We start from the raw sequence: 13,019 nt of genomic DNA on the forward strand, positions 1-13,019 counted from the left end.
CCTCTTGGGGAGAGGGTAGGGTGAGGAATCTTCAAGAACTCAGATGCCCGGCCTTGAACCCGGGCATTCTTTTATTCCTCTCCCCGATGGGGAGAGGGTAGCGTGAGAGGAAAAAGGACGCTACGCGGTCCAAGATCGTGTGTTCTTTTTAATCCTCTCCCCGATGCGGAAAGGGTAGGGTGAGGGGGAAGCGGGGATACCCGGCCTGGAACCGGGCATTCTGTTTCTTGTGCTGAATTTGCGGGTTACACTGTTGTCGTGAAGCGCACACATGAGGTTCTGCAGGGCTCTGCCATTGTATTAGAGTCTTAAGCTTCGTATAATGCCGGCGTGAAATACTTAGCTTCAACAAAGAGTGCGAAATCGCGACGCAGGATTGGGACGTATGAACCACAGTGAAATAGTCAGCTTTCTCTGGAGTGTGGCGGATTTGATGCGCGACTCTTTCAAACGGGGCAAGTATCAAGATGTGATTCTGCCACTCACGGTGCTGCGGAGGATCGACTGTGTCCTGATGCCCACGAAGGAGAAGGTTCTGGCGGCGAACTCCAAACTCAAGGGGAAGCTCGAAAACCTCGACCCGCAACTCCGCAAGGCATCAGGATACGCTTTCTATAACACCTCGCGTTATGACTTTGAGAGGCTGCTCGCAGACGCCCCAAACGTGGCCGCTAACCTCCGGAACTACATCAACGGCTTCAGCCCCAATATGCGGGAAGTGCTGGAGAAGTTCGATTTTGACAACACAATCACGAAGCTTAACGAGGCAGGTCTTCTCTTCAAAGTGCTGGAACGGTTCAAAACGTGAACCTCCACCCCGACAGGGTGGATAACGCCACCATGGGGACAATCTTCGAGGAGCTCATCCGGAAGTTTAACGAAGCCCTCAATGAGAACCCCGGCGAACACTTCACTCCGCGCGATGTGGTTCGCCTGATGGTCGAACTACTCCTTGCAGGAGACGAGAACCGGATTCGAAGGGAAGGTGTGATCGTCACTTTGTACGATCCGTGCTGTGGAACTGGCGGAATGCTCACTATCGCGAAGGCTCAGATTATTGGAGACGGCCGTCCCGGGATCAATCCAGCGGCAGATGTGCATGTTTTTGGACAGGAAGTGAATCCGGAGACTTTCGCAGTCTGCAAGTCAGACCTATTCATGAAGGACCCGACTGGCCGGGATGCAGACAACATCGCTTTCGGAAGTACTCTGTCTGATGACCACCATGCACGTCGCCATTTTGACTACCTCATTTCCAATCCTCCCTACGGTAAGGACTGGAAACGGGATGAGGAGGACGTCCAAACGGAGCACGAACGCGGCTCTGCTGGGCGTTTCGGCGCGGGGCTCCCGAGGATCAGTGACGGTCAGCTCCTCTTCCTTCAGCATATGCTCGCTCACATGAAGCCAAAAGAGGAGGGCGGGTCGCGAGTAGCAATCATCATGAACGGCTCACCCCTCTTCACAGGCGATGCGGGCAGCGGTGAAAGCGAAATCAGGCGTTGGATTCTGGAAAATGACTGGCTGGAGGCGCTCGTTGCTCTGCCGGAGCAGCTTTTCTACAATACCGGAATTGCGACTTACGTGTGGGTGTTGACGAACCGCAAGGCGAGTGAGCGACGTAACAAGGTGCAACTCATCAATGTGACCTCGTTCTGGTCCCCGATGCGGAAGAGTCTTGGGGACAAACGTCGCGAAGTCCCTGCTGAGAAGCTAACTGAGATTGTGGGCCTCTTTCGTGCTTTTAGGGACGGCGAGCACACCAAGATTTATCCCACGGCTCAATTCGGCTATCGCAAGATTACAGTGGAGAGACCATTCCGTCTCAACCTTGAGGCGAATCCGGAACGAATCGCTCGCCTTGACGAAGAACGAGCATTCGAGAATTTGGCCATAAGCAAGAAGAAAGACGCCAAGACCAGGGCAAGGGAGGAAATGGAGGGCCGGAAACAACAAGAAACAATCCGTGCAATGCTCCGGACCCTCCCGGAAACGATTCTGAGAGACCGAGACGAGTTCCTGAAGCTTCTGCACATTGCCGAAAAGCGAGCGGATATGAAACTGACGGCGCCGCTTCAGAAAGCGATCCTCTCCGCCCTTTCGGAGCGAGACGAGACAGCAGGGATTTGCTGCGACACGGATGGGCATCCCGAACCAGACCCTGAGGTCCGCGACACAGAGAGCGTACCGCTTTCGGAAAACATCCAGGAGTTCTTCGAACGGGAGGTCAAACCGCACGTTCCCGATGCCTGGATCAACACTGCAATCCGCGACCAAAAGGACGGCGAGGTAGGCAAGGTTGGCTACGAGATCAACTTCAACAGATACTTCTACAAATATCAACCGCCCCGGTCGCTTGAAGAGATAGAGGCTGATATCCGGGAGGTCGAGAAGGAAATCATGGAAATGTTACGGGAGGTGACGAGATGACAGTAAGGGAAAGCTTCGACAGCACCAAGCGCCCTCTGCAGGAGCTGTTGAAAGAGATCTACGACGGAAAGTTGCAGCTTCCAGACTTCCAGCGAGGATGGGTTTGGGATGACGATCGGATCAAGAGCCTCCTGGCGAGCGTTGGGGCGTGGTTTCCGATCGGGGCTCTGATGTTCTTGGAGACCAGAGGTGAGGGCATTCGGTTCAAGCCTCGTCCGGTCGAGGGCACGCGTGACTCCCTTTTGAACGTCCCACCGGAAACATGGATCTTGGATGGACAGCAGCGCCTCACGTCTCTATATCAGGCGCTGCTCGGCGAGAAGCCTGCGGATTCAAGGGATGCAAAAGGAAAACCCATCAAGAGATGGTACTACATCAGCATGGAGGCCGCGGTGGGACCGGAAGCAGACCTCGAGGAAGCCGTGATCAGCGTGCCGGAAGATCGACAGGTCAAGACCTTCGGTGGGGAAATCGCCCTCGACTTGAGCAGCCGTGAACTCGAATACAAGAATAAATACTTTCCTGCAATGGAGATTTTCGACTCCGCAGAATGGCGAGCGGGGTACAGCCAATACTGGGACTACGACAGGAAAATGCAGCGGCTCTTCGATGACTTCGAGCGAGAAGTCATCAAGACATTCGAACGATACCTGGTTCCAGTGATCAAGCTCACCAAGGAGACGCCCAAGGAGGCCGTGTGTCTGGTATTTGAAAAGGTCAACACAGGCGGCGTTTCCCTGACGGTATTTGAATTGCTCACGGCGTCCTTCGCTGCCGAGAACTTCCAGCTGCGTGATGATTGGAATCATCGCGAGCGGAAGCTCAAGACACATCATCCCGTTCTCCACACTCTCCAGAGCGATGACTTCCTTCAGGCCATCTGCCTTCTCGTGACACAGAAGCGCCGGCGAGATGCGATCGCCGCCGGGACTCCACCCGAGAGAGCTCCCGGCATCAGTTGCAAGCGCCGGGACATTCTGCGCCTTACGGTTAAGGATTACGAAGAGTGGGCTGGCCCGGTCGAAGAGGGTTTCCGCAAGGCAGCGAGGTTCCTGCACCATCAGAAGATCTTTAGAGCAACGGATCTTCCCTACCGGACTCAACTGGTTCCTCTGGCGGCCATCGAGGTAGATCTCGGTCCTGAGTCCGAAACTGACGGGGCCCGACAAAAGACCGCCCAGTGGTACTGGTGCGGAGTACTAGGCGAATTGTACGGAGGCGCGACCGAAACAAGATTTGCCCGGGACTTGCCCGAGGTCGTTGAATATGTTGAAAGGAAGGGAGGGCCGGTGACGGTCACGGAAGCGGACTTCCAAGCTGGAAGGCTGCTTACCCTTCGCACGCGGAACAGCGCGGCCTACAAGGGGATATACGCCCTCTTGATGCGTGGCGGTTGCTGCGACTTTCGCACTGGCGAGCCGATAGAGGACCAGACGTTCTTCGATGACAAGATCGATATCCATCACATCTTTCCGAAGAAATGGTGCGACAAGGCGCCGATTGAGGCGGCCTGCCACAACAGCATTATCAATAAGACCGCGATCGCTGTTCGCACCAACCGGAAGATCGGTGGGCGTGCGCCCTCCAGGTATCTAGAGACTCTCGAGAAGGACGCTGGCATTTCTGGCGACCGCATGGACCGCATTCTTCAATCTCACCAGATCGAGCCCCATCTTCTCCGCAACGATGACTTCTGGGGCTTTTTCGCCAAAAGGGCTGAAGCACTTCTATCGCGAATCGAGGCAGCCATGGAGAAATCTATTCTCCGAAGACCCGAGCTTTTCAAGGCGGGCGCAACGATAGAGGAGTACGTGGAAGAGCCCGTCGAGTGGGAAGCCGAAGAGGGGGCCTCTGAGCAGGGGACCCCGTCATGAGCGAGCATCTGCAACGGAACCAGACCATGCGGGTGCGTCTTGTCAACCCGTATCCCAAATACAAACCCTCAGGTGTGGACTGGTTGGGGGAGATTCCGGCGCATTGGGAAGTCAAACCGCTGAAATTTTCTGTCAGGATGAATCCTGAAGTCTTGCCGGAGACTACTGATCCCAACTATCAGTTCGAATATATTGACATCGGCAGTGTAAACTCGGTGGGTCAGCTTGGAGATGTCACGGAGATGGCCTTCGAGAATGCACCAAGCCGCGCTCGGAGACTTGTAGCGCCTGGCGACACTATACTTTCGACCGTACGCACATACTTGAAAGCCGTTGCCTTGGTTGAAGCGAGCGAAGGCGACCGAGTTGTATCAACGGGATTTGCGGTGCTGCGTCCTGCTAAGGGGATCGAGCCAAGGTTTCTGTGGAAGTTAGTCCAGTCCGAACACTTCATTCAGTCGACCGTCGCTCATTCTGAGGGTGTTGGATATCCTGCAATCAGCCCAAGCACTTTGGGACGATTGAGCCTGTGCCTACCACCAAAAGAAGAACAGCTCGTGATCGCCAATTTTCTCGACCGCGAGACGGCGAAGATTGATACGCTGATGGCGAAGATCCGTGAAGGCACCGAGCGGCTCAAGGAGTACCGCACCGCCCTCATCTCCGCCGCAGTAACGGGTAAGATCGACGTTCGGGGAGACGGACAGTGATGGGCGACACATTTCTTGACATGCTTCGGGAACGTGCAGAAGCCGTATGCGGTGACAGTGTTGGATTGCTCAAAGACTATTCTAGCATGGACCCGGTGAACCCTCCGGGTAGTCCGGGACTTATAATTTCCGTCAGAGGAGATCAGTCTTGGAATTCGCTACCAGCGGAAGGTAAACGGAAGCAGGTTCGATTGCTTCGTGAAATCAATAGATTCACTGAACTGGTGTGTGTCCTGACAATTGACCTGCCCAGCGCTTCACGACAGGAGTTGGGAAATGCCTTGAAGGAATTAAGAAGCGCTGTAGAGCAAGACGGATACACATGGTTTAAGACGACAGATGAAGCCATCAAGGGCGTCAGAGAATTGATTAGAAAATGCCTGACGGTGCTTGAAGAGTTTTTCACGGCGTCTTCGGATGTTGTTTTGGCAATTCCGGACACGAATGCACTGCTAAGCAATCCTGATATTGAGCTTTGGCGATTCGATGACGTGGGTCGTTTTGAAATCGTCCTGACACCTTCAGTTCTATCTGAACTCGATGCCCATAAGGTAAACCACAGAAATAAAGAAGTACGCAGTAAGGCTCTGAAGCTCATCCGGAAGATCAAGGAGTATCGACGGCGTGGCTCGCTGCATAACGGGGTTCCAATTGTCACTAATCTGGTGACCCTTCGTTCCGTTGCTGCTGAGCCTAACATGTCACAGACCCTGTCATGGCTTGACGCCACCAACGCCGATGATCGTTTCTTGGCAACATCTCTTGAGATAATCAGGAGCAATGCTGGGGCTAGACTTTTCATCGTAACATCAGACGTTAACATGCAGAACAAGGCGGAGTTCGCTGGAATACCGTTCTGTGAAGTTCCTGTTAGCAGAGTCGCAGAGAAGAGAGCTTGAGGTCCGACCAACACACCACAGGCCTTTGGGTCTCGGGCTAGGCTTGATATGATCTAGAGCGTGACAGGGAAGTTCGACATCCGGGAAGTCTCGAACATCAGAAAAGAGAGTGCCCTTTTTCTCTGCATATCTATATCGTTCGCTCCCCCGGTGTCCACTTGACTGTTACAAGTTGTCGGCATATATTTGTAAATACCGGCGTTTCGTAACATGGTCTAGTTCGAGGAAGCCATGAATCAAAAGAAGATAGTTGAGCTCGCAAGAAAACACGGTGTCCTCCGCGCAAGGGACCTGAATCCGTACGGGATTCCACGGGAATACCTACGGCGTCTCTGTGACAAGGGTCTGCTCGAGAGGGTGGCAAGAGGACTCTACCGGCTGCCAGATTCCCCGGTAACGGAAAATCATACCCTCGCAGAGACCTGCAAACGAGTGCCAAGGGGGGTCGTGTGCCTTCTATCCGCTCTCCAATATCACGGCCTCACAACACAAACTCCACATCAAGTGTGGGTAGCCATCGGACGAAAGGACAGGCGGCCAAGTCCCGATTGTCCTCCGCTTCGCATCGTGCGGTTTTCTGGCGCTGCCATGACAGAGGGTGTAGAGACCCATGCTGTCGAGGCGGTGCCAGTCCGGATTTTCAGTCCTGCCAAGACCGTGGCAGATTGCTTCAAGTACCGGAACAAGATTGGAGTGGATGTGGCCCTCGAGGCCTTGAAGGAGTGTTGGCGTGACCGACGATGCACGATGGACGACCTATGGCGGTACGCCAAGATTTGTCGCGTTCAGAACGTTATTCGTCCGTATCTGGAATCTCTCGTCCCATGAAAAACAAGGTAATGAAGAATGTTGGCGTCTCGGTTCGTGATCGTCTGCTCCGAATCGCACGTGAACGAGGCGAGGATTACCAGCTCCTGTTGACCCGGTATGCGCTCGAGCGACTGTTGTATCGGCTGAGTGGATCACAGTACAGGGATCAATTCATTCTTAAGGGAGCAATGCTCTTCACATTGTGGGGAAGGGACACTTATCGTCCGACGCGAGATGTCGATTTCCTTGTCTTCGGAGAAAACGATGCGGCGGGCCTCATTAGAGTATTTCGAGGGCTTTGTGAACTCAAGGTGGACGACGATGGTGTCATCTTCGTTCCGGAAAGCGTTCAAGCGGAGCCGATCCGCGACGAGACGGCGTATGGGGGAATTCGCATTCGACTGGAGGCGAGGCTAGCTGAAGCTCGTATTCCGATCCAAGCTGATATTGGATTCGGTGATGCCATCACACCTTCACCGGAACGCATTATTTATCCCACATTGCTGAAGAGCCCCGCTCCCAAGCTGCGGGCTTATCCAAGAGAAAGCGTTGTCTCGGAGAAACTCGAGGCGATGGTTAGTCTCGGCATGGCTAACAGTCGCATGAAAGACTTCTACGACCTCAGGTTGCTTGCCACGCGTCTAGATTTTGATGGTCCGCGGTTGAGCCGTGCAATTGAAGCCACGTTTGAGCGTCGGAGAACACCATTGCCAAAAGAGGTCCCGACGGCAATGACTAGAGAATTCGGAGAGGATCGGCAGAAATCTGCTCAATGGAGCGCGTTCCTCCGAAGGGGCAGCATCGCAGACAGTGGACAAGACTTAGTGGGCATTTGCATCTTCTTGCACGATTTTCTGTGGCCTCCTCTGAGGCATCTTGAAGAAAGAGAAACATTTCAATTTCTCTGGCCTGCGAGCGGACCCTGGCTTCAGAAGAAGCGCGGAAAAGAAAGGAAGTAGGAACCTCATCCGTGGTCAAGATTTCTGAACGCAGTTTTGAGGAGACCATCGAATGTGCTTTGTTGGCACACGGGCCTAACGCCTGTGTGGGTGATCCGACCAAGGTATTTGAGCAGCCGCTGCCTTTTGGAGAAGCAGTGCCTGGCGGCTATCACAAACGGTCACCAGAAGAATACGACCGCAAGCTTTGTCTTATTCCCGGAGATGTTCTCGATTTCGTTTATGCCACTCAGCCGAAAGAATGGACCCGTCTCAAAGGAATTTATGGCCCCGAGGTCAAGGAGAATTTCCTCAGACGAGTTGCCTGGGAAGTGGAAAAGCGAGGCTGACTCGATGTTCTTAGAAATGGAGTCAAAGATTCTGGATGCAAATTCCAGCTTGCCTTCTTCCACCCGTCCAGTGGCCTCAACGAAGAGTTAAGAAGACTTTACCTGGGTAATATCTTCACCGTTGTGCGCCAACTGCGTTATAGCGAGAGAAGCGAGAAGAGTCTGGATCTCGCCTTGTTCCTTAACGGACTTCCGCTCTTTACAGCAGAGCTCAAGAACCCATTGACCGGGCAAAATGTAGAGAGTGCAGTCAAGCAGTATAGGTCTGATCGCGACCCCAGAGAGGCGCTCTTTGCTTTCCGGCGTTGCTTGGCCCACTTTGCCGTTGACCCGGACCTTGTCTTTGTGGCTACCAGGCTCGAAGGCACAATGACCAGCTTCCTACCCTTTAACCAAGGAAAGTTTGGTGGCGCAGGAAACCGGCCTGTTTCTCCGACAGTAAATGGCTATGCCACATCGTATCTCTGGGAAAAGACATGGGCACGGAACAGCATGTTGAACCTCATCCAATACTTCACTCAGGAGATTGAAGAGGAGGATGAGAAGGGGAGGAAAACCGGGAAACTCAAGCTAATTTTCCCGCGCTACCATCAGCTTGATGCTGTGAGGAGATTAGTCAAAGATGCGAGGGAGCGCGGTCCAGGACATCGCTACCTGATTCAGCATTCTGCGGGGAGCGGCAAATCGAACTCAATAGCCTGGCTGGCCTACCAGCTTGCAGTCCTCCATGATGCAAACGATAAGCGGGTCTTTGATTCAATCGTTGTTGTTACGGACCGCCGTGTGCTGGACCGGCAGCTTCAGCGGACGGTCCGGCAGTTCGAAAGCACGCATGGCGTGATTGAGAATATCGACAAAACGAGTCGTCAATTGAAGGAGGCACTTGAAGCAGGCAAGACCATCATTGTCTCGACACTGCAAAAGTTTCCAGTGATAGCTGACCAAATAGATGAACTTCCTGGGAAACGATTTGCTGTGATCATAGACGAAGCCCACTCCTCTCAATCGGGTGAGAGTGCAAAGAGCCTCAAGACTGTTCTCGCCTCTGAGGATCTTGGGGAGGCACAAGAAGGAGACGAGGTTGAGGGCGAAGACCTGGAAGATCGCATCATTGCAGAGATGAAAAAACGGGGTTGGCTTCCCAACGTATCTATCTTTGCTTTCACCGCCACTCCGAAGCCAGAAACGCTTGAGTTGTTTGGGAGCAGACAGCCAGATGGGAGGTTTGAACCATTCAGTCTCTACAGTATGCGCCAAGCCATAGAGGAAGGTTTCATCCTTGATGTTCTTGAAAACTACATAACATACAAAGTTTATTGGAACCTCCTCAAGAAGATTGAGGACGACCCGCACTATGACCGAGCGAAAGCGGCATACCTCCTCCGTTCGTTTGTCGATCTTCACGAGCTTACGATCGAGAAAAAGGTGGAGATCATGGTTGGGCACTTTGTCCAAAGGGTAGCTCCCAAGGTAGGCGGTTTGGCAAAGGCGATGATTGTTGTGCGTTCAAGGTTGCTAGCCGTGCGCTACAAGCTTGCGCTGGACAAGTGCCTGAGAGAACAAGGCCTTCCTTACAGAGTATTGATAGCATTCTCAGGCACTGTGCATGACGGTGGTGTGGACTACACTGAACCCAACATGAACGGCTTCCCGGAAGCGCAAACGGCTAAGACCTTCAGGCAGCCGGAGTGCAGATTTTTGATTGTTGCCGAGAAGTTTCAGACTGGCTTCGACCAACCTCTTCTGCACACCATGTATGTTGACAAGAAGCTCGGCGGAGTGCACGCGGTGCAAACCCTCTCCAGATTGAATCGAACGTGTCCAAACAAGAATGAGACTATGGTTCTAGATTTTGTCAACGAAGCTGACGACATTCAGAAATCCTTCCAACCTTATTACGAGAAGACTGTTCTTTCAGAAGCAACAGACCCGAATTTACTGTATGACCTCCAGCGTCAGCTCTTAGGTTTTTACGTGCACACGGAGGGAGACGTGAATTCTTTCGCGAAGTCCTACTTCAACCCGAAGGCGAGCCAGGCCCAGCTCTATGCGATTCTGAACCCAGTCGTAGAGCGTTTTGCTGCGATCTCGGAAGAAGAGCAAGCTGACTTTCGCGGGAAGCTTAGTGATTATGTACGGCTTTACGCTTTTCTTTCGCAGGTGCTTACCTTCACTGATCCACACCTGGAAAAGCTCTATGTCTTTGCTCGCCTTCTGCGTAGGTACTTGCCTGTGCGCCCGGACGACCTTCCACGAGAAATCCAGCAGTACATTGACATGGAGTCTTTTCGCATTCAGGAAACTCGGTCGGGGAAGATAGGCTTGGAACGGGGACAGGGGGAGTTCAAACCGACCGATGCGAAAGGCCGGGATGGACTATCTCCTGAAGAGCTTGAACCCCTTTCCCAAATAATTCGCGAGCTAAATGAACGATTTGGAACCGACTTCACTGACGAAGACAAGGTTTTTATCCGCCAGCTTGAAGAAAAACTTGGTGGAGACCCAGCCTTGACTGCAAGCGTACGTTCCAATGTACCCGAAAATGCAAGGCTCACATTCGACCATGTGGTCAGCGACCGTCTGCAAGACATGGTCGATACGAACTTCAAATTCTATAAGCGGGTCACTGACGATCAACAATTCGGGAAATTCTTCCTGGACTGGCTCTTCGAACGGTTCAGGAAATCGGTGGGGGAGCCCAAGTAAACGAGTGGTTGGCATCTCTCGGAATGAGATTTCCATGGAAAGGTCTTCATTTACCACTTCGTAGCAAGCTCTTTCCCATACTCGAAAAGTGCCGGTGTGCCGCCAGTATGCCAGAATAGCACCGCGTCGCTGGAGGTGAATTCCTTTTTTCGAATCATGTCAATCAAGCCGCCCATCGCTCTCCCAGAGTAAACCGGGTCAAGCAGAATCCCTTCGCATTTCCCGACAAGCTGAATGGCGTTGCGCTCCAAATCGCCGACAATCCCGTATCCTCTCCCAAGATATTCATGTCTTATCCGAAAGTCGCGGGCAGTGTATCGCGATTTGACACTCAACCTTTCTGCGATTTGGTTCGCAAGTGCCGCAAGTTGAGATTCATAGGGAGCCTGACCGGTTTCTTCTTTTTCAATTGCAATGCCTATTGCTTCAGTTGAAAGACCACAGACGTCAATACCTACTGCAATGCCTGCATGAGTTCCCCCGGAACTGGAAGGAAAAACCAGATAGTCGATCTTGTCGTTCAGCGTCAGAATTTGTTCCTTGAGCTCCGAAATTGCCGCCACGAATCCCAGCGCGCCGACAGCATTTGATCCACCGTAGGGGATGACATAAGGTTTACGGCCCTGAGACCGGAGCCCTTCGGCAATTTCCGGGATTCGCTCGCCCTTCCTTTGCTCACCGCACCAGTGGATGATTGCGCCAAACAGATAGTCAAGAAGCAAGTTGCCGGTTGGAAATGGCGGCTGTTGGCCACCGAGAGCAAGATGACACTCCAATCCCACGGCAGCCGCTGCGGCCGCTGTCTGCCGGCAATGATTGGATTGAATGGCGCCGCCTGTTATCACGGTATCACAGTTTTGACTCAGCGCATCCCCAAGCAAGAACTCCAGCTTTCTTGTTTTGTTTCCGCCTAATCCCAGACCAGTCATATCATCACGCTTCATGAATATCCTTGGTCCGCGCAGGACTGCGGGAAGTCTTTTCAGCTCGACCAGAGGGGTTGGCAGAAAGTTGATTCGAACTCTTGGCACATTGCTCATGTCGAACGGCATATTCTACTCTCCATGGTACAGAGGATTCCCCCTCACCTCAATCCTCTCCCCTGTGGGGAGAGGGTAGGGTGAGGGGTCAGTCTTTTACTTATGCCTGGACTCGTGCTCAAGCAAATACTTCTTGCGCCAGAGTCCGCCGCCGTATCCGGTCAGCGTTCCATCTTTTCCGATGACTCTATGGCATGGAATGATAATGGCAATTCTGTTATCACCGTTGGCCCTCGCGACAGCTCTGACTGCATGTGGATTGCCGACCATTTTCGCTTGTTCCTGGTAGGACCGGGTCGTTCCATACGGGATAGTCTGCAGGGCTGCCCATGCCTTTTTCTGAAACGGTGTTCCAAACAACAGGAGCGGAACAGAAAACTTCTTCCTGGTTCCCGCGAAGTATTCCTCGATCTCTTTATGCAGTAGATCGAAATGCTTGTTGGAGCCGGGCACCAGCTCGCTGCCCAGCAGTCTTTTCAACCTTCCCATCTCCGTCTCCAGCATTCTTCTGTCGATGAAGTCAAGGAGACAGATTCCTTTATCCGTCGCACCGGCAAGCATTGGTCCCAACGGAGTGAGGATCCTTGTCACCAGGATAAGCTCGCGACGCTGACTCTTATTCGGCGAGAAGCCCGTGGCCTTCCTGAATGATTCGGCAAACCCGCTCAGTGATTCATATCCTGCTTCAAAGGCGGCATCGACGGCCTTCTCTCCATACCGGATGCGCGCGAACGCCTTGCCAATCCTCAGTGTTCTCAAGAATGTCTGAAAGGTCATCCCATGATGCTGCCTGAACCATCGCCGGGCGCGATTGGGTTCAATTCCCCGCTGTCTCAAGTCACTGTCTCTTAATCTGATTCCGGGATTGGAATTGATCTCATCCATAAGAGGATTCAGCCAGCCGGGAGTTTCTCCCTTATATCCGAGCGGCTTGCAGAGTTTGCACGGCCTGTATCCGTGAAGAAGAGCCTCTCTCGCTGACCGGAAAAACTCAACGTTACTCAGTTTCGGTTTCCTGGCCGTACAGGTCGGGCGGCAGAATGTCCCTGTCGTCTTCACCGCAACGACGAATATTCCTTCAAAGCTTCTGTCCTTGTTAAGCAGTGCCTTGTACAGCGTATCGGTATTAGGCAATGACTGTCCCATGACACATTCCTCCTCTACTAGTGTCGTGTCCCGGAAATTCCTTGTCTATGTCTTTGCCCAGGGACACGACACTTTCATAGGGGCTTCTCGCCCCTCTGACGCTTCAGGATGCTCCT

General features: G+C 52.9%; 9 protein-coding genes and 1 pseudogene. 8 read left to right on the forward strand and 2 right to left on the reverse strand.

What is annotated here, in order from left to right:
• Positions 1 to 385 precede the first annotated feature (385 nt).
• From QME66_10845 to QME66_10880, 8 genes and pseudogenes are all read left to right on the forward strand, one after another.
• Positions 386 to 2,430, forward strand: a pseudogene (locus QME66_10845) (class I SAM-dependent DNA methyltransferase).
• Positions 2,427 to 4,304: a DUF262 domain-containing protein gene (locus QME66_10850; protein ID MDI6809462.1), complete on the forward strand. Its 1,878-nt coding sequence runs from the start codon at positions 2,427 to 2,429 to the stop codon at positions 4,302 to 4,304. Before QME66_10845 ends, QME66_10850 begins: the two are co-directional and overlap by 4 nt.
• A complete protein-coding gene (locus tag QME66_10855; GenBank protein MDI6809463.1) occupies positions 4,301 to 5,014 on the forward strand; it encodes a restriction endonuclease subunit S in 714 nt (237 codons plus the stop codon). The genes QME66_10850 and QME66_10855 overlap by 4 nt, the downstream gene beginning before the upstream one ends.
• Positions 5,014 to 5,913, forward strand: coding sequence for a PIN domain-containing protein (locus QME66_10860; protein MDI6809464.1), 900 nt, complete (start codon positions 5,014 to 5,016; stop codon positions 5,911 to 5,913). Before QME66_10855 ends, QME66_10860 begins: the two co-directional genes overlap by 1 nt.
• Before the next feature lie 231 nt (positions 5,914 to 6,144).
• Positions 6,145 to 6,741 (forward strand): type IV toxin-antitoxin system AbiEi family antitoxin domain-containing protein, encoded by a 597-nt coding sequence (locus QME66_10865; protein ID MDI6809465.1) that lies wholly within the window; start codon positions 6,145 to 6,147, stop codon positions 6,739 to 6,741.
• A complete protein-coding gene (locus QME66_10870) occupies positions 6,738 to 7,682 on the forward strand; it encodes a nucleotidyl transferase AbiEii/AbiGii toxin family protein (GenBank protein ID MDI6809466.1) in 945 nt (314 codons plus the stop codon). Before QME66_10865 ends, QME66_10870 begins: the two co-directional genes overlap by 4 nt.
• A gap of 11 nt (positions 7,683 to 7,693) precedes the next feature.
• Positions 7,694 to 8,011, forward strand: coding sequence for a hypothetical protein (locus tag QME66_10875; GenBank protein ID MDI6809467.1), 318 nt, complete (start codon positions 7,694 to 7,696; stop codon positions 8,009 to 8,011).
• Between the two features lie 111 nt (positions 8,012 to 8,122).
• Positions 8,123 to 10,717, forward strand: a complete 2,595-nt coding sequence (locus QME66_10880; GenBank protein ID MDI6809468.1) for a DEAD/DEAH box helicase family protein — start codon at positions 8,123 to 8,125, stop codon at positions 10,715 to 10,717.
• 50 nt (positions 10,718 to 10,767) lie between these two features.
• Here the strand turns inward: QME66_10880 and QME66_10885 are convergent, their stop codons facing one another.
• Positions 10,768 to 11,769 (reverse strand): D-cysteine desulfhydrase family protein, encoded by a 1,002-nt coding sequence (locus tag QME66_10885; protein MDI6809469.1) that lies wholly within the window; start codon positions 11,767 to 11,769, stop codon positions 10,768 to 10,770.
• A gap of 84 nt (positions 11,770 to 11,853) precedes the next feature.
• Positions 11,854 to 12,903, reverse strand: a complete 1,050-nt coding sequence (locus tag QME66_10890; GenBank protein MDI6809470.1) for a methylated-DNA--[protein]-cysteine S-methyltransferase — start codon at positions 12,901 to 12,903, stop codon at positions 11,854 to 11,856.
• Positions 12,904 to 13,019 lie beyond the last annotated feature (116 nt).

The organism is Candidatus Eisenbacteria bacterium, assembly GCA_030017955.1.
GTDB lineage: Bacteria > Eisenbacteria > RBG-16-71-46 > JASEGR01 > JASEGR01 > JASEGR01.